This window comes from Kitasatospora sp. NPDC050543 (assembly GCF_044457565.1).
In the GTDB taxonomy this organism is placed as follows: domain Bacteria; phylum Actinomycetota; class Actinomycetes; order Streptomycetales; family Streptomycetaceae; genus Kitasatospora.
Genome location: NZ_JBITGZ010000001.1, coordinates 359,390 through 383,151 on the forward strand (window position 1 = coordinate 359,390; position 23,762 = coordinate 383,151).

The 23,762-nt window shown below is 71.8% G+C and carries 18 protein-coding genes; 9 read left to right on the top strand and 9 right to left on the bottom strand.

All coding sequences use genetic code 11. The features are described 5' to 3' along the window. Positions 1-24 precede the first annotated feature (24 nt). Positions 25-1,065 carry a class II fructose-bisphosphatase gene (gene glpX, locus ACIBH3_RS01495; protein WP_396309789.1) on the top strand — a complete coding sequence of 347 codons (1,041 nt, stop codon included), beginning with the start codon at positions 25-27 and terminating at the stop codon, positions 1,063-1,065. Positions 1,066-1,269: 204 nt separating this feature from the next. Here glpX and ACIBH3_RS01500 read toward each other — a convergent pair whose 3' ends face one another. After that, entirely contained in the window at positions 1,270-1,614 is a 345-nt protein-coding gene (locus tag ACIBH3_RS01500; protein WP_396309945.1) for a WhiB family transcriptional regulator, read from the bottom strand. A gap of 324 nt (positions 1,615-1,938) precedes the next feature. Further along, positions 1,939-2,613 (bottom strand): DUF1707 domain-containing protein, encoded by a 675-nt coding sequence (locus tag ACIBH3_RS01505; RefSeq protein WP_396309946.1) that lies wholly within the window; start codon positions 2,611-2,613, stop codon positions 1,939-1,941. Positions 2,614-2,822: 209 nt separating this feature from the next. Here ACIBH3_RS01505 and ACIBH3_RS01510 point away from each other — a divergent pair, with 209 nt between their 5' ends. Next, positions 2,823-4,487: a fumarate hydratase gene (locus tag ACIBH3_RS01510; RefSeq protein ID WP_396309790.1), complete on the top strand. Its 1,665-nt coding sequence runs from the start codon at positions 2,823-2,825 to the stop codon at positions 4,485-4,487. A gap of 115 nt (positions 4,488-4,602) precedes the next feature. Here the strand turns inward: ACIBH3_RS01510 and ACIBH3_RS01515 are convergent, their stop codons facing one another. Next, positions 4,603-4,872 carry a hypothetical protein gene (locus tag ACIBH3_RS01515; protein ID WP_396309791.1) on the bottom strand — a complete coding sequence of 90 codons (270 nt, stop codon included), beginning with the start codon at positions 4,870-4,872 and terminating at the stop codon, positions 4,603-4,605. A gap of 216 nt (positions 4,873-5,088) precedes the next feature. Here ACIBH3_RS01515 and ACIBH3_RS01520 point away from each other — a divergent pair, with 216 nt between their 5' ends. From ACIBH3_RS01520 to ACIBH3_RS01530, 3 genes are all read left to right on the top strand, one after another. Continuing rightward, on the top strand, positions 5,089-8,070 hold the full coding sequence (locus ACIBH3_RS01520; protein ID WP_396309792.1) for an AfsR/SARP family transcriptional regulator: 2,982 nt from the start codon (positions 5,089-5,091) through the stop codon (positions 8,068-8,070). Positions 8,071-8,661: 591 nt separating this feature from the next. After that, positions 8,662-9,633, top strand: a complete 972-nt coding sequence (locus ACIBH3_RS01525; protein WP_396309793.1) for a methyltransferase domain-containing protein — start codon at positions 8,662-8,664, stop codon at positions 9,631-9,633. Positions 9,634-9,674: 41 nt separating this feature from the next. Continuing rightward, positions 9,675-11,423, top strand: coding sequence for a SpoIIE family protein phosphatase (locus ACIBH3_RS01530; protein ID WP_396309794.1), 1,749 nt, complete (start codon positions 9,675-9,677; stop codon positions 11,421-11,423). A gap of 99 nt (positions 11,424-11,522) precedes the next feature. Here the strand turns inward: ACIBH3_RS01530 and ACIBH3_RS01535 are convergent, their stop codons facing one another. Further along, positions 11,523-12,473: a LysR substrate-binding domain-containing protein gene (locus tag ACIBH3_RS01535; RefSeq protein WP_396309795.1), complete on the bottom strand. Its 951-nt coding sequence runs from the start codon at positions 12,471-12,473 to the stop codon at positions 11,523-11,525. 211 nt (positions 12,474-12,684) lie between these two features. On the opposite strand from ACIBH3_RS01535, the gene ACIBH3_RS01540 reads away from it, so the two are divergent. Together ACIBH3_RS01540 and ACIBH3_RS01545 are read left to right on the top strand one after the other, a co-directional pair. After that, on the top strand, positions 12,685-13,236 hold the full coding sequence (locus tag ACIBH3_RS01540; protein WP_396309796.1) for a peroxiredoxin: 552 nt from the start codon (positions 12,685-12,687) through the stop codon (positions 13,234-13,236). 3 nt (positions 13,237-13,239) lie between these two features. Further along, complete coding sequence (locus tag ACIBH3_RS01545) at positions 13,240-13,782, top strand: alkyl hydroperoxide reductase (protein WP_396309797.1); 543 nt, start codon at positions 13,240-13,242, stop codon at positions 13,780-13,782. A gap of 106 nt (positions 13,783-13,888) precedes the next feature. On the opposite strand, the gene ACIBH3_RS01550 is transcribed toward ACIBH3_RS01545, so the two are convergent. The 4 genes from ACIBH3_RS01550 to ACIBH3_RS01565 all read right to left on the bottom strand — a co-directional run bounded on the left by ACIBH3_RS01550 (position 13,889) and on the right by ACIBH3_RS01565 (position 19,544). Beyond that, the gene (locus tag ACIBH3_RS01550; protein ID WP_396309798.1) at positions 13,889-15,343 is read right to left on the bottom strand and encodes an AI-2E family transporter; all 1,455 of its coding nucleotides are present in this window, start codon (positions 15,341-15,343) and stop codon (positions 13,889-13,891) included. 522 nt (positions 15,344-15,865) lie between these two features. Further along, positions 15,866-16,615 carry a transglycosylase SLT domain-containing protein gene (locus ACIBH3_RS01555; protein ID WP_396309799.1) on the bottom strand — a complete coding sequence of 250 codons (750 nt, stop codon included), beginning with the start codon at positions 16,613-16,615 and terminating at the stop codon, positions 15,866-15,868. Positions 16,616-17,078: 463 nt separating this feature from the next. Then, positions 17,079-18,413, bottom strand: a complete 1,335-nt coding sequence (locus ACIBH3_RS01560; RefSeq protein WP_396309800.1) for a PhoH family protein — start codon at positions 18,411-18,413, stop codon at positions 17,079-17,081. A gap of 336 nt (positions 18,414-18,749) precedes the next feature. Next, positions 18,750-19,544 carry an isoprenyl transferase gene (locus ACIBH3_RS01565; protein ID WP_396309801.1) on the bottom strand — a complete coding sequence of 265 codons (795 nt, stop codon included), beginning with the start codon at positions 19,542-19,544 and terminating at the stop codon, positions 18,750-18,752. A gap of 395 nt (positions 19,545-19,939) precedes the next feature. Between ACIBH3_RS01565 and ACIBH3_RS01570 the strand changes: the two genes are divergently transcribed. Next, positions 19,940-21,517, top strand: a complete 1,578-nt coding sequence (locus tag ACIBH3_RS01570) for a chitinase (protein ID WP_396309802.1) — start codon at positions 19,940-19,942, stop codon at positions 21,515-21,517. A 136-nt stretch (positions 21,518-21,653) separates the two neighbouring features. Here the strand turns inward: ACIBH3_RS01570 and ACIBH3_RS01575 are convergent, their stop codons facing one another. Further along, positions 21,654-22,367: a prepilin peptidase gene (locus tag ACIBH3_RS01575; protein WP_396309803.1), complete on the bottom strand. Its 714-nt coding sequence runs from the start codon at positions 22,365-22,367 to the stop codon at positions 21,654-21,656. 180 nt (positions 22,368-22,547) lie between these two features. On the opposite strand from ACIBH3_RS01575, the gene ACIBH3_RS01580 reads away from it, so the two are divergent. Then, positions 22,548-23,762 carry a pyridoxal phosphate-dependent aminotransferase gene (locus ACIBH3_RS01580; RefSeq protein ID WP_396309804.1) on the top strand — a complete coding sequence of 405 codons (1,215 nt, stop codon included), beginning with the start codon at positions 22,548-22,550 and terminating at the stop codon, positions 23,760-23,762.

Genomic DNA, 23,762 nt, shown 5'->3' on the forward strand with positions numbered 1-23,762 from the left:
GTCGCGTACAGAGAGGTAACGACGATGACCACGCAGTACCCGCACAACCTCCCTCGATCCCTTGAGGTTGCACCCGAGGCTCCCGACCGGAACCTCGCACTCGAACTGGTCCGCGTCACCGAGGCCGCCGCCATGGCGGCCGGCCGCTGGGTCGGCCGCGGCGACAAGAACGGCGCCGACGGCGCCGCCGTCAAGGCCATGCGCACCCTCGTCTCGACCGTCTCGATGAACGGCGTCGTCGTCATCGGAGAGGGCGAGAAGGACGAGGCCCCGATGCTCTACAACGGCGAGCGGGTCGGCGACGGCACCGGCGCCGAGTGCGACGTCGCCGTGGACCCGGTCGACGGGACCACGCTGACCGCCAAGGGCATGGCCAACGCGGTCGCCGTACTGGCCGTGGCCGATCGCGGCACCATGTTCGACCCGAGCGCCGTGTTCTACATGGACAAGCTCGTGGCCGGCCCGGAGGCCGCAGAGTTCGTCGACATCACCGCCCCGCCAGCGGTCAACATCCGCCGGGTCGCCAAGGCCAAGGGCAGCGCCGTCGAGGACGTCACGGTGATGATCCTCGACCGCCCCCGGCACGAGGGTCTGGTCCGGGAGGTCCGCGAGGCGGGCGCCCGGATCAAGTTCATCACCGACGGCGACGTGGCCGGCGCCATCATGACCGCCCGCGAGGGCACCGGCGTCGACCTGCTGCTCGGTGTCGGCGGTACGCCCGAGGGCATCATCGCGGCCTGCGCCATGAAGTGCATGGGTGGCGTGATCCAGGGCCGGCTGTGGCCGAAGGACGACGCCGAGCGCCAGAAGGCCCTCGACGCCGGCCACGACCTGGACCGCGTGCTCACCACCAACGACCTGGTCAGCGGCGAGAACGTGTTCTTCGTCGCCACCGGGATCACCGATGGCGAGCTGCTGCGCGGCGTGCACTACCGCCAGGAGACCGCCACCACCAGCTCGCTGGTGATGCGCTCCAAGAGCGGCACCATCCGGGAGATCCACTCCACCCACAAGCTGTCCAAGCTGCGGGCGTACAGCGCGATCGACTTCGACCGGGCGAACTGACCCGGACGCGGTCCGTAGGAACGACGGCAGCGGCCTCGGCGAAATCCCCTTTCGCCGAGGCCGCTGCTGTTGCGTCCGGTACGCGTGGACGCGTGCGGGTGCGCCGTCACGCCGGCACGCGTGTGAGTCCGGACGCCTGTGAATCCGTCCGGACGCCTGTGAATCCGGCCCCCCGGACGCCGTGGCGCCCGTACGCCGGCGGTCTCAGCCGGCTATCCGGCTGCCGCCGGCCGGCACCCGCGCCGCCTCGCGCAGCTCGGTGTCCCGCCGCCGGCGCCGGGCCAGCACCACCCGGCGCTCGGCTGCCGTCAGTCCGCCCCAGACGCCGTACGGCTCCGGCTGGGCCAACGCGTGCTCGCGGCACTCCAGCAGTACCGGGCAGCGCGCACAGACCCGCTTCGCCTGGTCCTCACGGGAGAGCCGGGCAGCGGTCGGCTCCTTGGACGGCGCGAAGAACAGCCCCGCCTCGTCCCGCCGGCAGGCGGCACCGGTGTGCCAGGGGTTGTCCTCGGCGTGCGGCTGGGGTGGTTGCCCGGCGGGCCCGTCCAGCCGGTTGGCCGGCTGCCGCTCCAGCCGCTGCGCGGCGGCGACGGGACGTGCGGTGCGGGACTCGATCGGATGCAGCACGGCGGACTCCTGACGAGGCTCAATCTCGGGGAAGGTCGCATCCCTGCCCGGCTGCCCCGTGCTTCACCCCCCGGACCGGCAAAGGCCGCCTCCGGTGTCACAGCCGTACAAGAAACGATGTGCGAGAGGAATTACCCCGCACCACTGTGATTCATGCACACCGCACGCAACTGACTACAGAGTGCACTCGACGCCCCGCACAGTGCCCTCCCGGAGCCCGCCCGCCCCACCTCCCCCACCCGGCCCTCAGGTGCCGAGCTGCTTGCGCACCCACTCCTTGAGCTTCTTGCCCTTGCGCGGCCGCGCCTCACAACCACCGAACACCGCAGCACCCTTGACCCGCACCACCGGGGCGTACGGGTCGGCCGAGGTCTGCTCCCGGACGTCGAAGCCGCCGAAGATCCCCACCCCGCTGCCGTGCAGGCTGACGTTCTCCGGGACCTTGATGTCGACGCCGCCGAACACCGCCGCCACCTCGATCACCACCTCGGGCGACTCGAACACGGCGTCCGTCAGGTCGATCTCGACCCCGCCGAACACCGCCACGGCCCGCAGATGCGAACCGACCCGCCAGCGGCCCTTGCGCGACGCCCCGCCGAAGATCGCCACCATCATCGGCGACTCCTGCCGGGCCGGCGGCAGCGGCGCCGCCCGCGGCGCGTCCAGCGAAGGCTTCTCGAATGAGATCGGCCGGTGCACGGGCAGATCCCGGGTCAGTGGCGCCAACTCGCCGAGCGTCTTGGCGGAGTAGGCCGCCTCGATCCGCTCGGCGTGTTCGTCCACGCTCAGCCGGCCCTCGGCGTACGCGTCGCGCAGCAGCTCCGCGATCCGCTCGCGATCGGCGTCCGAGGCCCGCATGTCGGCCTCCGCCACCGGGGCGGTCTCGGGCCGGGCCGCCGGCGCGCTCCCGGCCTTTGTCATCGGTACGGGCGTCTGCCCCTGGTCGTCCTGCGACGGCGAGTTGTCCACACCGCAAGCCTAGTCACCGGGGTGCCTGCCGAACGGCAGTTCCCCCCTCTTGCACGTGACCCCCGTCACGCAGGCGGACCTGTGCGCGTGCGGTGATTTCGCGACGCCTACCCTGGAGGGTGCTTCGTCGACGCAGCCGGATCACCCTAAGGACCTCCCCCATGGCTCCCACGCCAGAGTTCGCCTACACCGACCTGCTCCCCATCGGTGCGGACCCGACCCCCTACCGCAAGATCACCTCCGAGGGGGTCTCCACCTTCGAGGCCGGCGGCCGCCGCTTCCTCCAGGTCGAGCCCGAGGCCCTGCGGCTGCTCACCGCCGAGGCGATGCACGACATCTCGCACTACCTCCGCCCGGCCCACCTCGCCCAGCTGCGCCGCATCCTGGACGACCCGGAGGCCAGCCCGAACGACCGCTTCGTCGCGCTGGACCTGCTGAAGAACGTCAACATCTCGGCCGGCGGCATCCTGCCCATGTGCCAGGACACCGGCACCGCCATCGTCATGGGCAAACGCGGCCAGAACGTGCTGACGGCCGGCGCGGACGAGGCCGCCATCTCGCGCGGCGTCTTCGACGCGTACACCAAGCTCAACCTGCGCTACTCGCAGATGGCCCCGCTGACCATGTGGGACGAGAAGAACACCGGCTCCAACCTGCCCGCGCAGATCGAGCTCTACGCGACGGACGGCGACGCGTACAAGTTCCTCTTCATGGCCAAGGGCGGCGGCAGCGCCAACAAGTCGTACCTGTACCAGGAGACCAAGGCGATCCTCAACGAGGCGTCGATGCTCTCCTTCCTGGAGCAGAAGATCCGCTCGCTGGGCACCGCCGCCTGCCCGCCGTACCACCTGGCGATCGTGGTCGGCGGCACCAGCGCCGAGTTCGCGCTCAAGACCGCCAAGTACGCCTCCGCGCACTACCTGGACGAGCTGCCGACCACCGGCTCCGCCACCGGCCACGGCTTCCGTGACCTGGAACTGGAGGCCAAGGTCACCGAACTGACCCAGAAGATCGGCATCGGCGCCCAGTTCGGCGGCAAGTACTTCTGCCACGACGTGCGCGTCATCCGCCTGCCGCGGCACGGCGCCTCGCTGCCGGTCGCAATGGCCGTCTCCTGCTCCGCCGACCGCCAGGCACTGGGCAAGATCACCGCCGAGGGCGTCTTCCTGGAGCAGCTGGAGACCGACCCGGCCAAGTACCTCCCGGACACCACCGACGAGCACCTCGACGAAGACGTGGTCCGGATCGACCTCGACCAGCCGATGTCGGCCATCCGCAACGAGCTCTCCAAGTACCCGGTGAAGACCCGCCTTTCGCTCACCGGCACGCTCGTCGTCGCCCGCGACATCGCGCACGCCAAGATCAAGGAGCGGCTGGACGCGGGCGAGGGCATGCCCAAGTACCTCCAGGACCACCCGGTGTACTACGCGGGCCCGGCCAAGACCCCCGAGGGCTTCGCCTCCGGCTCCTTCGGCCCCACCACGGCCGGCCGGATGGACTCCTACGTCGACCAGTTCCAGGCGGCCGGCGGCTCGATGGTGATGCTCGCCAAGGGCAACCGCTCCAAGCAGGTCACCGACGCCTGCGCCGAGCACGGCGGCTTCTACCTCGGCTCGATCGGCGGCCCGGCCGCCCGTCTCGCCCAGGACTGCATCAAGAAGGTCGAGGTCCTGGAGTACGCGGAGCTCGGCATGGAGGCCGTCTGGCGCATCGAGGTCGAGGACTTCCCCGCCTTCGTCGTCGTCGACGACAAGGGCAACGACTTCTTCCGGGAGACCACCGAGGGCCCCCTCATCACCAGCCTGCGCGTCCGCTCGGCGGAGTAGCGCGGCGGGCCGGCTGGAGAGCGGGCCCGCGGAAGAGATACACAGCAGCGGAGTAAGCGCCTCGCGCCCACAGCTCGTGGGGGCGAGGCGTGCACTCCGGCCTACCGGCGTCGGGCTACGGACGGTTGGTGATCACGCCGAGCGGCTCGAAGGTCTCGCCCGGCTTGGCGCCGTCCGCCGGCTTGGTCCCGTCCGCGGGCTTGGTCCCGTCCGCGGGCTTCGCCTCGGGCGACAGCACGGGCTCGGCGCCGAACAGCTCGTCGGGGTTGAGCTCGGCACCGACTGGGACGTCGAAGGCGACCGGTGCCGCGGGGTCGAGCGGTGCCGTGGTGGTGGCGGGCTGAACGGGCTTCGGATCGGCGGTCGTACTCTCGTTACTGGCCATGGGCGTACTGCCTTTCGGGTCGTCGGATTGCGTCGAGCCCGACCGGTCCGGCCAGGGCGCCCGGACAGTATCGTAGGGGCCGGTAAATGTCCTATAAACATCAGGCCGCTCGTCCTCTTCTCCAACGTTTGCGCTGTTCCGCCTAAACTGGCGCGGAACCACAAACCACTGAGCGCTCGGCGCAGGAAGCACAACCACAGGCCATCGGGGGATTTCATGGAGCTTCGGGAACCGCCGCTGTCAGATGCGCTGCGCTTCCAGGTGCTCGGTCCCGTGCAGGCTTGGCGCGGCGACCAGAGCCTCCCGCTCGGATCCCCACAGCAGCAGGCGGTCCTGACCGCCCTTCTGCTCCACCACGGACACCCCGTCACCACCCAGGACCTCGTCGACGGTCTCTGGGGTGACCGGCCGCCGCCCCAGGCGGTTGCCGCCCTGCGCACCTACATCTCCCGGCTGCGCGGCGTCATCGAACCCCATCGCGAGGCGCGGACTCCCGCCGAGCTACTGATCTCCGTTCGCGACGGATATGCCTTGAAGATTCCGGCACAGGCGCTGGATCTGTCCGTATTCGACACCACATATGCCGAAGCGACGGCCGCGCGCACGGCGGGTGATTCCCACCGCGCGCATCAACTGCTGATCTCCGCACTGTCGCTCTGGGGTGGGCGCCCACTCACCGGTATCCCCGGCCCGTACGCCGAAGGCCAGCGCCAGCGACTGGCCGAGCGCCAGGTCACGGTGACGGAGGAGCGCTTCGCAGCAGCGCTCGACATCGGCCTCCACTCTGAGGTGGTCGCGGAGTTGAGCGCGCTGGCCGCCGAGCACCCGCTGCGCGAGCGGCTGCGCGAGCTGCTGATGCTCGCGCTGTACCGCTGCGGGCGGCAGGCCGAGTCGCTGGGCGTCTACTCGGACACCCGGAAGCTGCTGATCGAGGAACTCGGCGTCGAGCCGGGCGCCGGCCTGGCGGCCATCCACTCGCGCATCCTGGCCGCCGACCCCACCCTGATCCCGCCCCCCAGAACGGATCCGCAGGTCAGCAGCAGGGACGAGGCCCCGGCCTTCACCCCCCCAGCCCAACTCCCGGCTGATATCTCGGACTTCAGCGGACGAGTGAGCCTGGCCGGCGAACTGCGGGACGCGCTGCGCAAGGCGGCCAGCCAGGCCGTCGTCATCACCTCGTTGGCCGGAATCGGCGGGGTCGGAAAGACCACGCTGGCCGTCCACGTGGCACACAGTGTCCGAGCCGATTTCCCCGACGGTCAGCTGTACGTCGACCTGCGTGGCGCCGGTGCCTCCCCGGCTGATCCGGCCATTGTCCTGGGCGACTTCCTCTTCGCCCTCGGTGCCACCGAGGCACCCGACTCGCTGGAACAACGCGCCGCGCTCTACCGCTCGATGCTCGCCAACCGGCGGATGCTCATCCTGCTGGACAACGCCCAGGACGCGCGTCAGCTGACGCCGCTGATCCCAGGGGTGTCCGGTTGTGCGGTGCTGGCGACCAGCCGCTCCCGACTGGCCGGCATCCCCGGCGCCCACCTCTTCGATGTCGAGGAACTGACCCCCGACGAGGCGTTGGCGCTCTTCTGCGCCATCGTCGGCGAACAGCGGGTGTCCGCCGAGCCCGAGGCCGCCCTCGCCGTGGTCACCGCCTGTGGCTTCCTGCCGCTCGCGGTACGGATCGCCGCCGCCCGGCTGGCCAGCCGGCCGCGCTGGAGCGTCTCCGACCTCGCCCGCCGCTTAGCGGACCAGCGGCGCAGGCTCGCCGAGCTGCAGCTGGGCAACCTCGCGGTGGAGACCACCATCGGGCTCGGCTACGGGCAGTTGCGGCCCGAGGAGGCCCGGGCCTTCCGGCTGCTCTCCCTGGTGGACTCGCTCGATCTGCCGCTGAGTGCGGCCGCCGCCCTGCTCGGCGTCGACGAGGAGCGCGCGGAGGAACTCGTCGAGGCCCTGGTCGAGGCCAATATGCTCGAATGCTTCACCCCCGACCGCTACCGCTACCACGACCTGCTGCGGCTCTACGCCCAGCGGAAGAACGAACAGCTCGGCGACACCGCGGAGCAGCAGGCCGCCCTGCTGCGGCTGCTCGACCTGCTGCTCGCCACGGTCCGCAACGCCGCACAGAGCGTCGAACCCGACGACCTGCTCTTCGCACCGCTCAACGAGCTGTCGTCCGCCGGCCTGCCGATGAAGTCCGGCGCGGAGGCCCAGGGTTGGCTCAGGGCCGAGGTGGCCCTCCTGCTGAGCAGCGTCGAGGCGGCCGTCCAGGGGCCTCAGACGCTGCTGCGCCCTGCGGTGGACCTGCTGATCGTCCTCAACACCATGGTCGAGGACCCCACTCACGCGCAACGCATCCGGCGGATCCTTCAGATCGCGGACACCAACGCGCGGGCTGCCGACGACGTCCCCACCCTGGCCCGGGTCCGATTCGCGCTGGGTTTCCTCCAGCATGTCACCAGTGACTTCCAGAGCGCCGAGATCACGCTCCGGGAGAGCCTGGAGCTGCAGAGCCCCAATGACGTCACGATCCTGAAGTCGACCGTGACGAACCTGCTCGGCGTCATGCTCAGCATCGCCAACCGTCCGGCCGAAGCCCTTCCGTTCTTCGCGCAGGCGCTGACCATCAGCCGCGCCATCGGAGCCGCGAACAGTGAGGCCCGGCTGCTCGGCAACATCGCCCGGGCCCGACTGGACATAGGGCAGACCGACGCAGCCGTCGAGGCCGTCCGGGAGGCCGTTGCGACCGCGCGGATCTCCGACAACGTCCCGTGCCTGGCCGACACGCTGTACCAGCTCGGGGTGGTGCTCTCCTCGACCGGCGCACCCGCCGAGGCCGTCACACATCTGCGCGAGGCCCACCAGCTCTACCAGTCACAGCAACACCGGCTCTGGGAGGGCTACTCCCTGGTGCGGCTGGCCGCCAGCCTGCTCGCCGACCAGCAGATCCCCGCCGCCACCGAGGCGGCCGAGGAGGCGCTGGCGATCGCGCTGGAGATGGACGCCGCGTACTGCCAGGGCCTGGCCAACGCCGCGCTCGGCGAGGCGTTGCTGCATCTCGCGCAGCCGGCGCGTGGGCTGGCGTGTCTTCAGGAGGCGCACTCGATCTTCACGCGGCTCGGTGTGCCTGAGGCCGCCCCCGTTGCGGACCTCGTCTCCCGACAGCAGCAGCACACCGAGCCTCTCTCCTCCCCCGCGCCGTAGCCCCCGGTCCCCCGTTCCCCCGACTGGGAGGCTCCCCCCGGTGCGTCCGGTGTTCCCGCAGCCCCCCGGCTGCGGGAACACCTTCGACGCTTCCCCGGCGCTGAGAACACTGTGCCCGGCGCCGATTGACGTTCGATAAACGCCCAATAGCCGAACAAACGCGCAGGTCAAGGCGGTCTGCGTGGTCGCGTCCACGGCGCGGGGGCGGCGCCCGGGGCGGCGCGGTCCGCCCCGTGTGCTTCCGGGGCACCGGCCACATTCGACCCAATCAACGCGAGTTGGCCGGAAAGGGGCCCCATGGCGCAACGATCACGCATATTCTCGGAGGCCAGTGCCGAGCACTGGCATTCGGATCGATGCGACGAAGTGCCGGTCAGGCACTCGGCGGGGGCGGGATCCCGGCAGCAGGGGCAGCCGGGAAGCAGGGCAGTTGGGCAGCAGGAGAGCAGGGCAGCAGCACACAGTGACGCGGGGGGCGTGACAGACCACCACCGGCAGGAGGCCGGCGGGGCAGCGCGGCGCCACCGGCAGCGGCGGCGACCAGCCACCGCAGCGCCGGCCGGGGCCAGGGTGGAAAGGTGCATCTGAATCGTGACGACCGGCCGGATATCGGACCCCACCCCCACAGGCACCGCCGCGACGGTGACCGACGAGCCCGACGAACCCGACCAGCCCTTCGAGAGCGCCGAACGCTTCGGGAGTACCGAACCCTTCGGGAGCACTCCGGCCCTCGGACCCGAGCAGCCCTACGGGTACGAGCGGCTGGACCAGCACGGCCGACCGTCCGCAGCCGCCCCACCCGCGGCCCCACCGGCCGAGGCCACCGCGCCCACCCCCACCACCATCCCCACCACCCCGCCCGACGCCGACGCAGACGTGCTCCGCCGCCGCGCCGAACGCGCCCTGCAGGCCATCGCCTTCGACGCGATCGGCGCCGGCTACGCCGAGGCCTTCCCCGCCAAGGGCGGCCAGCTGGCCTGCGGCGATTGGCTGCTGCGCGAACTGGAGCCGGGCGCCACAGTGCTGGACGTCGGCTGCGGCACCGGCGACCCGACCGTCCGTCAGCTCACCGACGGCGGGCTGCACGTCACCGGCGTCGACCTCGCCGACGGCATGCTCTCGCTCGCCCGCACCACCGCCCCCACCGCCGCGTACCACCGCCTGGACATGTACGACCTGGCCACCGACCGCGCCGGCCACGCCTGGAACGCCCCCGGCCTCGGCCCGGCCGGGACCGGCCGCTTCGCCGCCGTCACCGCGTTCTTCTCGCTCATCCTGCTCCCCCAGGACGAGATCCCGATCGTGCTCCGCCGCATCCACCGGCTCCTGCGCCCCGGCGGCCTGCTGGCGCTCGGCACGGTGGAGGCCGATCTCGATCACTGCCCGCTGCCGTTCCTCGGACATGAGATCCGGATCAGCGGGTATCTGCGAGAGGAGCTCGAACGCGTGCTCGTGCAGGCCGGGTTCACGGTCGAAGGGCTGCACGGGCTCTCGTACGCGCCCGCCAGTACCACGTTGCCCCCGGAGGAGCAGCTGTTCCTGCGTTGTCGGCGGACCGGCTGAACCCACCGTCACCCCCCTCCTACCTCCGAGGACAGGCTGCCGTGCGCGACCAGCTCTACCCCCAGACCGGGCAGCCCCCCGCCGTACCGGCGCAGCGCCGCCCGCCGCCCGAGGACGCCGAGGCCGACCGCCGGGTCGCCGAGCGGCTCGGCTACCTCAACGCGGCCACCCGCCGGATCAACAGCGCGCTCGACCTGACCGCCACCCTGCGCAACCTGTGCCGGGTGCTGGTGCCGGTGGTGGCCGACGCCGCCGTCGTGCACCTGCGCGAGCCGCTGCCGAACGTCGAGCACGATCCGGGCTGCCCCGACGGGCTGCGCCTGCTGCTCTCGCACGGCAGCCGGCTCGGCAGCCGCTCCGCCGGGCAGACCGTCCCGGTCGACCCGGTCGGCCCGCTCGCCCAGGCCATGCTGAGCCGGCTCCCCCCGGAGCCGGTCGTGCTGGGCACGCCGGGCGAGGCCCGGCTGCGCCCGCTGCTGGAGGAGCTGTACGGCGGGCGGACGCTCGCCCGGCTCGCCGCGGGCACCGCCCTGCTGGCCCTGCCACTGCGCGGGCGGCGCTCCGTCCTCGGGCTGGTGCTGCTGATCCGGCGTCCGGACAAGACGGGCCAGGACCGTTCCTTCGACGCCACCGACAGCGCGACCGCCGTCCACCTCGCCACCCAGGCGGGCCTGGCCGTGGACACCGCGCTGCGCTACGCCCGCGAGTGGGAGATCGCCGACGAGCTCCAGCGCTCGATGCTGCCCACCCATCTCCCGCAGCCGCACGGCGTCCGGCTGGCGTACCGCTACCTGCCGGGTGAGCGCGGCGCGCAGGTCGGCGGCGACTGGTACGACTCGATCCCGCTGCCCGGCAACCGGGTGGCGCTGATCGTCGGCGACGTGATGGGCCACTCGCTCACCTCGGCCGCGATCATGGGCCAGCTGCGGACCAGCGCGCAGACCCTGGCCGCCCTCGACCTGCCCCCGCACGAGGTGCTCTACCACCTCGACGAACAGGCCCAACGGCTGGGCCGGGAACAGCACCTGGCGACCTGCGTGTACGTCGTCTACGACCCGATCGCCAACCGGGTGGTGCTCGCCAACGCCGGCCACGTACCGCCCGTCCTGGTCCAGCCCGACGGCCGCACCGAGCTGCTCGACCTGCCCTCCGGCGCCCCGATCGGGGTCGGCGGCGTCGACTTCGAGTCCACCGAGCTGCCCGCCCCGCCAGGATCGGCGCTGCTGCTCTTCACCGACGGGCTGGTGGAGACCAGACAACGCCCGCTCAGCACCGGCCTGGAACTGCTCCGCGCCCGGCTCGCCACCTCACACCGCCACTCGCCCGAGCACCTCTGCCAGGACGCGCTGCGGATCCTGCCGCCGGGCGACCGCGGCGACGACATAGCGCTGCTCGCGGCCTCCTTCGACGGCATCCCGGCGGAGGACGTCGCGCACTGGTACCTCCAGCCCCGGCACGAGACGCCCGGGCGCGCGCGCCGGCTGGCCGGGCACACGCTGCGCCGCTGGGGGCTCGAACACCTCACCGAGTCGACCGAGTTGATGGTCAGCGAGTTGGTGACCAACGCGGTGCAGCATGCCACCCGCCCGGTGACGCTCAGTCTGGTCCGTACCTCACGGCTGCGCTGCGAGGTGGGCGACGACAACCCGCTGCTGCCCCGGCCCAAGCGGGTCGGCCCGGAGGACGAGCGCGGGCGGGGGCTGCAGATAGTCGCCCGGTGCGCGGACCGCTGGGGCGCCACCCGCCTCGGCGCCGGGAAGGTGGTCTGGTTCGAGCAGCGGCTGCCGTAGCCGGCCCCCTGGCCGTACCGGCCGGCGGCCGAGCAGGTCCGCAGCCGGGCACGTCCGCCGGGGCCGAGCCCCACCGGCCCGGCCACCCCACGATCCCGGCTACTCCACGATCCGGACGGGAAGTTCGGCCAGCACTTCGCGCAGCGAGTCGGCGAAGCGGTCGTACTCGGCGGTGCGGGCCGACCCCGGCCGGGTGGCGAGGCCGATCCGCCGGCCCGGCGCCGGCGCGGCGAACCGGACGGCGGCGAGCCGGTCGGTGCGCCCGGCCTCGACGTCCAGGGCAGTGGCGGGCAGCAGTGTCACCCCGAGGCCGCCGGCCACCAGCTGGACGAGGGTGGAGAGCCCGGCCGCCCGGGTGGTGGCGCCCGAGGTGTCGGCGCCGACCTCGCGGCAGATGTCCAGGGCCTGGTCCCGCAGGCAGTGGCCCTCCTCCAGGAGCAGCACGTCCAGGTCGAGCAGGGCGTCGCGGGGCACGTCAGCGCGTCCGGCCAGCGCGTGCTCGGGCGGGGTGACCAGAACGAAGTCCTCGTCGAAGAGCGGGATGTCCCGGGTCGGCGAGGCCCCGCCGGCGGGCAGCGCGAGCAGCAGCACGTCCAGCCGGCCCGCGGCCAGCCCCTCCAGCAGGGACGGCGTGCGCTCCTCGTGGACGTGCAGCTCCAGCTCGGGGTAGCTGCCGCGGACCAGGCGGAGCACGGTGGGCAGCAGGTACGGCGCGACGGTCGGGATGACACCAAGGTGCAGCGGGCCGGTGAACGGGCGGCGGGCCGCCTCGACCTCCTCGGTAAGGGCGTGCAGCGAGGACAGCACCCGGCGCGCGTGGTCGAGCACCCGCTCCCCCAGTGGAGTGATGATGACCTTCCGCGTCGTACGCTCTACGAGCTGCGCGTCCAGCGCCTCCTCCAGTGCGGCGACCGCTCCGGACAGGGCCGGCTGGCTGGTGCCGACGGCCGCCGCGGCCTCCCTGAAGTGCCGGTGCTCGGCCACCGCGACGAAGGCCCTGAGCTGGGAGACGGTCGGGGTACGGGGCGCTCGCGATGTGGCACTTGCCACAGCGGGCCGAGGTTTGCGCGGCCGACCGGTGCGCTGGTCGGCCCGGGGCCTGGGCTGCTGGGTATTGATAGCTCTCTCCGATCAGATACATCGAGTGTAGCTATTTCCCCGATCAGTACGCGGTGTGTCACTGTGGATCACGTCCGAATCCGCCGAACCATAGGTAATCCGGACATAATCCCCTCACTTTCTCAACCCAGGAGAAGCGAACGTGCTCACGATCGGTGACAAGTTCCCCGAGTTCGAACTCAACGCCTGTGTCGACCTCGACGCCGCGAACGCCTTCGCCGAGATCAACCACAAGTCCTACGAGGGCAAGTGGAAGATCGTGTTCTTCTGGCCGATGGACTTCACCTTCGTCTGCCCGACCGAGATCGCCGCGTTCGGCAAGCTGAACGAGGAGTTCGCGGACCGCGACGCCCAGATCCTGGGTGTCTCCGGCGACTCGGAGTACGTCCACCACGCCTGGCGCAAGGACCACGCCGACCTGCGTGACCTGCCCTTCCCGATGCTGGCCGACGTCAAGCACGACCTGATGCGCGCCTGTGGCGTCGAGGCCGCCGACGGCACCGCCCAGCGCGCGGTGTTCATCGTCGACCCGAACAACGAGATCCAGTTCGTCATGGTGACCGCCGGCTCCGTCGGCCGTAACCCCAAGGAGGTCCTGCGCGTGCTGGACGCCCTGCAGACCGACGAGCTGTGCCCGTGCAACTGGAACAAGGGCGAGGCCACCCTTGACGCCGAGCAGCTCCTGGCCGGCTGACCGATGGCGCTCGACGACCTCAAGGCGGCCCTGCCCGAGTACGCCAAGGACCTCAAGCTCAACCTGAGCGCGGTCATCGGCAACTCGGACCTCCCGGCCCAGCAGCTCTGGGGCACCGTGCTCTCCTGCGCGATGGCCACCCGCAGTGTCTCGGTCCTGCGCGAGCTGGAGCCCGAGGCCAAGGCGAACCTCACCCCGGAGGCGTACAACGCCGCCAAGGGCGCGGCCGCCATCATGGGGATGAACAACGTCTACTACCGGACGCTGCACCTGCTCTCCGACAAGGAGTACAGCAGCATGCGGGCCGGCCTGCGGATGAACATCATCGGCACGCCGGGCGTGGAGAAGGCCGACTTCGAGCTCTGGTGCTTCGCGGTCTCCGCCATCAACGGCTGCGGCCAGTGCCTCGACTCGCACGAGGCCGTGCTCCGCAAGGCCGGCGTCGAGCGCGAGGTCATCCAGGCCTCGATGAAGATCGCCGCCGTCCTCCAGGCCGTCGCCGCGACCCTCGACTCCGAGGCGATCCTGGCCACCGTCGACGCCTGACGGCACCGCACGACACCGCACCACCGCTGAGGGCCCCTCCGGAACACCATCCGGAGGGGCCCTCAGCCGTCCCGGGGGCTTGCCTTCGGCGCCCCCGCGCCGGCGATCAGTCGGCCGAGGCCGGCGGCGGGGCCGCGGCGGCGGTCGCGGTCGCCGCCGAGGCGGAGGCGGTGCGTTCGGCGGCCTCGCGTGCGGCTTCCAGGGCCACGAAGACCTCCTGGCCGGCCTCGTTGCGGCGGCGGAGGTGGGTGACGACGGTGTTGGTGACGGCGATCAGCGGGACGGCGACGATGGCGCCGCCGATGCCACCGACGATGGAGCCGGCCGCGACGCCGAGGACGACGCCCAGCGGGTGGACCCGGACCGCCCGGCCGAGGATCAGTGGCTGGAGGATGTGGCCCTCGATCTGCTGGACGGCGATCAGCACCACGAGCACCATCAACGCGGTGAACGGGTCCTTGGTGACCAGGGCGATCAGTACCGCGATGGTGCCGGTGACGAGCGCGCCGACCAGCGGGACGAACGCCCCCAGGAAGATGATCACCGCCAGCGGGAGCGCCATCGGCACGCCCAGCAGCTGGATCCCGATACCGATGCAGACCGCGTCGATGAAGGCCACGCAGACGGTGCCGCGGACGTACGCGGTGAGCGTCGCCCAGGCCTTCGGGCCCGCGCCGGCCATCGCGTAGCGGGAGTGCCGGGGCAGTCCGCGCAGCGCCCAGTTCCAGATCCGCGCGCCGTCGTAGAGCAGGAAGAAGGTGGTGAAGAAGGCCAGCAGCATGGTGGTCAGCACCTCGACGGCGATCTGCGCGCCGGTGATGCTGGCCGAGGTGATCTGCTCGGAGTTGGCGTTGATCGCCGTGGTGATCTGCTTCGCGAAGTCGGTGATCTGCTGCTGCGTCAGGTGCAGCGGGCCGGTGACCAGCCAGTCGCGCAGCTGGTAGACGCCGTCCTGCACCCGGTTGGTGACCGACGGGAGGTTGGTGGTCACCTGCCAGACCACGAACCAGCCGACCAGACCGATGCCCGCCAGCCCGCTCATGAAGGTGCCGGCCGCCGCCAGCGAGCGCGGGACGCCGTGGCGGCGCAGCCAGGAGACGGTGGGCTCCAGCAGCGCGGAGATCAACAGCGAGGCGAGGACGGCGAAGGCGACCAGCCGCAGCATGTCCACCACGCGGAAGAGCACGTAGAGCGCGGCGCCGAGCAGCAGCAGCCGCCAGGTCGACTCGGCCGCCACCCGCAGACCCCACGGCACGGCCTCGACGGGGGTGGCCGGGCGGCCCGGGTGGAGCTCGCGGCCGAAGGCGCCGTGCGTGGACGCCGGCGGCGCGCTCGACGCCCGCCGCGGGGCGGGGACGTGGTCGGTGCCGGCCACCGGGGTCGCGGTGACCACCGGCCCGGCTGCGACGGCCGGTACGGCCGCGGCGAGCGGGGCGGGGGCGGGTACCGGGGCGAGGAGGTCGACCGGTGCCTCGTCCGCCTCGGCGGCGATCGCCGCCCGCCGGCGCCGCTCGATGCCGGCGGCCACCCGGACGACCGCTGCGGCACCTATCGCCGCCACCTTGAAGACTCTTCCGCCCCGCGCCATCTCGCCCTACCCACCGCTCCCCGCTGGACCGCCGTGCCGGGCGGAACGCCGTGGGTCCGCCACGGCCGTCAGGGATGACGCTACCCGCCCGACGGGCGCGGATTCCGGCGGGCCGGTGGGTTGGTGCCCGCCGGACGCCCGCCGGGCTGCGGACGAATCACCCGAAACGGGGCGGTAGTGATGGTTTCGGGCTCGGGGGCGGCGGGGAGGAGTCCGAACACAGGAGCCATCCGTCTGCGGACCGGCCGGTGCGGGAAGCACCCAGGACCCCTTCCCGCGCCCCGCGTCCGCGCCGGGACCGCACCGTCCGTGAGCGCACTGGTCAGCGCAGCCCGGACGGCGCGGCCCACCTTCGTCCGGGCGGTCGGCGCGGTCAGGGCAGCCAAGGCGCCACCCGGGGCGGGGTGCAGGAGCGCGGCGGTGAAGCAGAAGGCCCCCGACCGCGTCGCGGTCGGGGGCCTGACACCCGGGGCGCGGGTATCTGGGTACCAGCGTCTAGTACCAGTGGTGCGACTGCCAGAACGACCAGGCGCCACACGGGCTGCCGTAGCGGCTGTTCATGTAGTTCAGGCCCCACTTGATCTGCGTGGCGGGGTTGGTGCGCCAGTCCGCGCCGGCCGAGGCCATCTTGGAACCGGGCAGCGCCTGCACCAGACCGTACGCGCCGGAGCTCGCGTTGGTGGCGGTGTAGTTCCAGCCGCTCTCGCGCTTCACGATCTGACTGAAGCACTGGAACTGCGCGTCGTCGCCGACGATCTGCTGGGCGATCTCCTGGACCGAACCTGGGCTGACCGAGACGGCCGGCGCGGAGGTGTCCACGGCGGACATCGCCGAGCGGGCCTTGGAGCGGTTGGCGGCGGCCTCGTCGGCCTTCCGCTTCTCCTCGGCGGCCTTGGCGGCCTTCTCGGCCTCCTCCTTGGCTGCCTTCTCCGCGTCCGCCTTCGCCTGCGCGTCGGCGGCGGCCTTCTGGCGCGCGGCCTCCTCGGCAGCCTTCTTCGCGGCCGCGTCGGCCGACGCCTGCTGGGCGGAGGCCTGGTGGCTGAAGTTGTCGCTGATGGTCTGTGCCTGGACACCTGAGGGGACCTCGGCAAGCAGGGTCGAGCCTGCTACGTCGACCGTGTGCACGGCCTTGCCCTCGCTGCCCGAAGCCATACCGACGACGGCACCCATTGCGGTGACGGCGGTGGCGGAGGCCACAGCGACTCCCCGGACCGAGATCCGAGTCACATGGTTTCCTTCCAGCATCGCCCACGCGTGACCGTACGGGCGCAACATGCCCCTTGGCGCTGCCCTCCGTCGGTGCTGGTCACGGGAGGTGCTGGCCCGGCGTCCGGCCGAGGTGAATCGGCTGGGCGTGGTGATCGGGCGGCGTACGGCTCAGGTCTTCAGTTGTCGCCCGGCCGCCGGAGCGGCCGAACATTTCGTACACATCGTCACCTTGAGGTGGCGTGGGCCTCCTTGCGGAAGCCCCGTCATGCCGTACGCGGGGCCTGACAGAACCCTCACCATGCCGCACCGGATGGCGCCGACGCAATTCCCTGCTGCGTGGCGCATCTCACAAACCATCCGTCCGGGCAAGTTTGGCCGAGCTCTGGACAGCACCCGGTCCGATGTGATGACGAACGAGGGGCCCATCCCGCCAAGGATGGGCCCCTCGTAGCAATTTGACCGATATATCCGATCTGTCGCTATGTCCTCTGTGTACCGATCAGGGCTGAATGTCCTCCAGCATCTCCGTCACCAGCGCCGCGATCGGCGAACGCTCCGAGCGGGTCAGGGTGATGTGCGCGAAGAGGGGGTGCCCCTTCAGCTTCTCCACCACGGCCACCACACCGTCGTACCGACCCACCCTCAGGTTGTCCCGCTGCGCCACGTCGTGGGTGAGGACCACCCGCGAGCCCTGGCCGATCCGGGAGAGCACGGTGAGCAGCACGTTCCGCTCCAGCGACTGCGCCTCGTCCACGATCACGAAGGCGTCGTGCAGCGAGCGCCCGCGGATGTGGGTCAGCGGCAGCACCTCCAGCATCCCGCGGGAGATGACCTCCTCGATCACGGCCGGGGTGGTGACGGCGGACAGCGTGTCGAAGACCGCCTGGGCCCAGGGGCTCATCTTCTCCGACTCGGAACCCGGCAGGTAGCCGAGTTCCTGGCCGCCGACCGCGTACAGCGGCCGGAAGACCATCACCTTGCGGTGCTGCTGGCGCTCCAGCACCGCCTCCAGCCCGGCGCACAGGGCCAGCGCCGACTTGCCGGTGCCGGCCCGGCCGCCCATCGAGACGATGCCGACCTCGGGGTCGAGCAGCAGGTCCAGCGCGACCCGCTGTTCGGCACTGCGCCCGCGCAGGCCGAAGGCCTCGCGGTCGCCGCGCACCAACCGCACCCGTCCGTCGCCGGTGACCCGGCCCAGGGCCCGGCCCCGCTCGGAGGTGAGCACCAGCCCGGTGTGGACGGGCAGTTCGTCGGCGCCGTCGATGTCCACGGCCGCGTCGTGGCCCGCGCCGAACAGCGCGTCCACCTGGTCGCCGGAGACGTGGAGCTCGGACATTCCCGTCCAGCCCGAGGTGATCGCCAGCTCGGCCCGGTACTCCTCGGCCAGCAGGCCGACCGAGCTGGCCTTGATCCGCAGCGGCAGGTCCTTGGAGACGACGGTGACGTCGTACCCCTCCGCCTGCAGGTTGCGGGCCACCGCGAGGATGCGGGTGTCCGCCTCCCCGCCGCCCGCGCGGTACCCGGCCGGCAGTATCGACGGGTCGGAGTGGTTGAGCTCCACCCGGATCGTGCCGCCGAGCTCGCCCACCGGGATCGGCTCGTCGAGGCGCCCGTGCCGGATCCGGAAGTCGTCCAGCAGGCGCAGCGCCTGGCGGGCGAAGTAGCCCAGCTCGGGATGGTGCCGCTTGGCCTCCAACTCGGTGACCACCACCACCGGGAGGACGACCTCGTGCTCCTCGAAGCGGCTCATGGCGAGGGGGTCTGCCAGGAGCACGCTGGTGTCGAGAACGTACGTGCGCCGGTCTGGTGTCCGGCGGCTCTTGGAACTGACCACTAGGCCTCCAGGGCGGATGACCCTGCGTCACCCGCGGCATACCGGCCCCCGCGGCCCCGGTGGCCGGGGTACCGGTCTGATCCGAGTATTCCCAGGCGAGGGGGTGTGCATTCGCGTCCGGAAGAACTGACGGATCATTCTCGGTGAACGTTTGCCCCCACCGGCGCCGGGTACGTCAGCCCTACGGAAGCCGGACTCGCGCCCGGGCGCGCGGAGCCGGTCGGGCGCGGATCGACGGCCCGTCGGAGCGAGCGCCGGGCGGTTGTCCGGCGTGGTGGCGAGAGCACCGCGGGGCGGGCGTGGTGCCCGGGCGGGTGGCCGCCGTCGGAGTGGGCGTCAGAGACCCATCCGCCGGTTGCGCTGCTCGAACGCGCGCAGGGCCCGCAGGAAGTCGACCTTGCGGAAGGCCGGCCAGTACGCCTCACAGAAGTAGAACTCGCTGTGGGCGCTCTGCCAGAGCAGGAAGCCGGAGAGCCGCTGCTCGCCCGAGGTGCGGATCACCAGGTCGGGGTCGGGCTGGCCCTTGGTGTAGAGGTGCTCGGCGATGTGCTCGACGTCGAGGATCTCCGCCAGCTCCTCGATCGAGGTGCCGCGGCCGGCGTGCTCCTGGAGCAGTGAACGCACGGCGTCGGCGATCTCGTGCCGGCCGCCGTAGCCGACGGCGACGTTGACGGTGATGCCCTCGATGTGGGCGGTCTCCTGGGCGGCCTGCTTGAGGACGTCCGCGGTGTGCTGGGGGAGCAGGTCCAGGGCGCCGACCGGGTTGACCCGCCACCGGCGGGCGGCGGCGAGGCCGGTGACGGCGTCCTCGATGATCCCGAGCAGCGGGACGAGCTCCTCCGCCGGGCGGGAGAGGTTGTCGGTGGAGAGCATCCAGAGCGTGACGACCCTGACGTGCGTCTCGTCGCACCAGCCGAGGAACTCGCTGATCTTGTCGGCGCCGCGCTGGTGGCCGTAGGCGGTGGTGCCGCCGGTGGCCTTGGCCCAGCGGCGGTTGCCGTCCAGGATCACACCGACGTGGTGGGGGGTACGGGCGAGGTGCACCTCGACCCGGCGGCCGTAGAGGCCGTACATCCCGTCGAGCAGGGTGCGCAGACCCGGCGTGCGTTCGACGACATCGCGCAGACCCATGGCTTTCGGCCCCTCCGTGCTCTTTCCCCGGGGTGCGGACAAACCCCCGGCGCAGCCTACTCCGGCCTGGTCTCAGGCGGTAAAGCCGCAGGTCCCGGTCGGGTCACGGTCCGGTGCGGCAAGGTGTCCGACGGGCGGGGGCGCGGTGAAGAGCCCCGGCCGGGCGCGGGATACGCAACGGCCTCCGGTTCCTTAAGCGAGCCGTAAGCCCGGGTCCGGACGCTTGACGGCACCCAATGGTCTAGTCCAGCTTGTGAGCCGGGGGCGGTCGAGCACCGAAGTCGAGCAGCCCCCGCCCCACCCCCAGCTGTCCCGCGGACGTCCCCTCCCCCCACACGCGGCCGCCGCGACCCCCACCGCGGCGGCCGCCCCTCCTCCCCCACAGGAGTCGTCAGATGGCCCGTACGCCGAACGCGCCCGCGCACCGTCGCCGGCGCAGCACCCTGCCCGCCCTCGCGGCCGGCACCACCGCCCTCGCCCTGGCCGGCGCAGGCCTGGCCCTGTTCGCCGGCGGCGCCGGCGCAGCGGTCGGCAACCTGGTCAGCAACGGCGGCTTCGAGGCCGGCACCCTCTCCGGCTGGACCTGCACCGGCGCGGCGAGCGTGGTCGGCGGCCCGGTGCACTCGGGCAGCCGGGCGCTCGCCGCGACCCCGAGCGCCTCGGACACCGCCGAGTGCCGCCAGACCGTCAGCGTGCTCCCCAACAGCAGCTACACCCTGAGCGGCTGGGTCCAGGGCCCGTACGTCTACCTGGGCGCGAGCGGCACCGGCGGCGCGGACCCGAGCACCTGGTCCAGCCAGTCCTCCTGGAACCAGCTGAGCAGCACCTTCACCACCGGCGCGAACACCAGCAGCATCACGCTCTACGTGCACGGCTGGTACGGCCAGGGCGGCTACGGCGCCGACGACATCACGCTCACCGGCCCGGGCGGCACCGCCTCCCCGACCCCGACCGTCCCGGCCTCGCCGACGGCGACCCCCACCGCGACGGCCACCCCGACCACCACGCCCACGGCGACCGCGACGCCCACCGCCACGCCGACCTCGACCCCGACCACCCAGCCGCCCGCCACCGGCCTGCCGAAGCACGTCCTGACCGGCTACTGGCAGAACTTCGACAACGGCGCCACCGTCCAGCGGCTGCGGGACGTCCAGAGCACGTACGACATCATCACGGTGTCCTTCGCGGACGCCGACCCCGCCAAGGCCGGCGGCATCACCTTCACGCTCGACCCCAAGCTCTCCACCCCGCTCGGCGGCTACAGCGACGCGGACTTCCGCGCGGACATCGCCGCCAAGCACGCGGCCGGCAAGAAGGTCGTCCTCTCCGTCGGCGGCCAGAACGGCGCGATCAGCGTCGGCAACGCGACCGCCGCCGCCAACTTCGCCACCAGCGCGTACGCCCTGATGCAGCAGTACGGCTTCGACGGGGTCGACATCGACCTGGAGAACGGCGTCGACCCGACCTACCTGGCGCAGTCGCTGCACTCCCTGCGGAGCAAGGCCGGCGCGGGATTCGTGCTGACCATGGCGCCCGAGACGATAGGGATGTACAGCACCGCCGGCGCCTACTTCCAGCTGGCGCTGAACACCAAGGACATCCTGACCGTCGTCAACACCCAGTTCTACAACTCGGGGTCGATGAACGGCTGCGACGGCAAGGTGTACTCGCAGGGCAGCATCGACTTCATCACCTCGCAGGTCTGCACGCACATCCAGGGCGGCCTGCGGCCCGACCAGGTCGGCATCGGTGTCCCGGCGTCCACCCGGGGCGCGGGCAGCGGCTACGTCTCCCCCGCGGTCGTCAACAACGCGCTGGACTGCCTCGCCACCGGCACCCACTGCGGCAGCTTCGTCCCGCCGGCCAAGTGGCCGACCATCCGCGGCGCGATGACCTGGTCCACCAACTGGGACGCCGCCAACGCCAACGACTTCTCCAACACTGTGGGCGCGCACGTCCACGCCATGCCGTAACTCCCCGCTGCGCCCTGCCCCTTGAGGGAGGAGCCGGTGCGCCGACGACGGGCCCGCCGCACCGGCCAGGTGCGGCGGGCCCGTCCGCGTCAGGACCCCGGGCGGGCACGGCGGGCGGGCGGGCGCGGCGGCACCGTCACGCGGCCGCCAGCACCGCCAGCAGCGTGCCGAGCAGCATGAACGGCCCGTACGGCACCTCCAGGCCCCGCACCCGGCGGCGCCGCGCCAGGGCCACGACGGCGAGCCCGACGCTCCAGAGCCCGCCCAGCAGCGCGGTCAGGAAGAGCGCCGAGAACGCGGTGCGCCAGCCGTACAAGCCGAGCAGCGCCCCGAGACCGAGCACCAGCTTGCCGTCACCGAAGCCGATCAGGTCGAACCAGGCCGGGATCTCGAACAGCGCCCAGGCCGCGAGCGCCACCAGCAGACAGCGCAGCAGCACCGACGGATGCCCATCCGCGACCGCGGCCACCGTCAGCAGCGCGGCCGTGCCGAGGCCGAGCGTCAGGGTCAGTACGTCCGGCAGCCGCCGTACCGAGGCGTCCACGAAGCCGAGCACCACCCCGAGGGCGCCGGCCCAGAGCAGCAGCGGGCCGTGCCAGCGGTCCGCCGCCGCGCAGAGGGCCGCGCCCACCGCCGCCGCCACCGGCTCCACCCGCCAGGCGCCCGGCCCGATCCGACCCCGGCACCCGGGGCACCGCCCGGTCGGCGGCAGCCACCGCACCCCCCGGCTGCACCCCGGGCAGGCCGCCCGCCACGACTCCCCGTACGGGACGGAGTACCGCGCCACCGCACCCCTGAGCACCGGCGCCACGGCCGACCCGGCCACCGCCCCGAGGACCAGCCCCAGCATCGCTCCCCCTCTCGCCCACCGACCGGGCCGAGCCTATGCCCGCCGGCCCACCCACGGCCCGCACCGCTGTCCTCTCTTCCTCTTCCTCTCGTCCTCTTCCTCGCCTTGCCGGCGACTTTGCCGTCCACGTGGCAGAAGACACCCCCTGTGCCTGGCCCGAGCGCCGTAAAGTAAGCAGGCATGCAGGTCATCCAGTCCAGCAAGCTCGCCAATGTCTGCTACGACATCCGCGGCCCGGTGCTCGACGAGGCGATGCGACTGGAGGAACAGGGCCATCGCATCCTCAAGCTCAACACCGGCAACCCGGCCGTCTTCGGCTTCGACGCGCCCCCCGAGATCCTCCAGGACATCCTGAAGAACCTCTCCACCGCGCACGGGTACGGGGACTCCAAGGGCCTGCTCTCCGCGCGGCGCGCGGTGGTGATGCACTACGAGGAGCGTGGCCTGCACGGCCTCACCGTCGAGGACGTCTTCCTCGGCAACGGCGTCTCCGAGCTGATCCAGCTGGCGATGACCGCCCTGCTGGACGACGGCGACGAGGTGCTCGTCCCGGCGCCGGACTACCCGCTCTGGACGGCCTCCGTCAGCCTGGCCGGCGGCACGGCCGTGCACTACCTCTGCGACGAGCAGTCGGAGTGGTACCCGGACCTGGCCGACATCGAGGCCAAGGTCACCGACCGCACCCGGGCGATCGTGGTGATCAACCCGAACAACCCGACCGGCGCCGTCTACCCGCGCGAGATCCTCGAAGGCATCGTCGAGATCGCCCGCCGGCACAAGCTGGTGATCTACGCGGACGAGATCTACGACAAGATCCTCTACGACGACGCCGTACACATCCCGCTGGCCACGCTCGCGCCCGACCTCTTCTGCGTGACCTTCAACGGGATGTCCAAGTCCTACCGGGTGGCGGGCTTCCGCTCCGGCTGGATGGTCCTCTCCGGCGACCGGCACCGCGCGAACAGCTACATCGAGGGCCTGACGGTCCTGGCCTCGATGCGGCTCTGCGCCAACATGCCGGCCCAGCACGCGGTGGCGGCGGCGCTCGGCGGCCGTCAGTCGATCAGGGACCTGATCCTGCCGGGCGGCCGACTGCTGGAGTCCAGGGACGCGGCGTACAAGCTGCTGAACGAGATCCCCGGCGTCAGCTGCGTCAAACCCAAGGGCGCGCTGTACGCCTTCCCCCGGCTCGACCCCAAGGTCTACAAGATCAAGGACGACGCCCAGATGGTGCTGGACCTGCTGCGCTCGCAGCGCATCCTGCTCGTCCAGGGCACCGGCTTCAACTGGCCCGAACCGGATCACTTCCGCCTGGTCACCCTCCCCCGCGCGGAGGAGATCACCGACGCCGTGACCCGCATCGGCGACTTCCTCTCCGGCTACACCCAGCCGTAG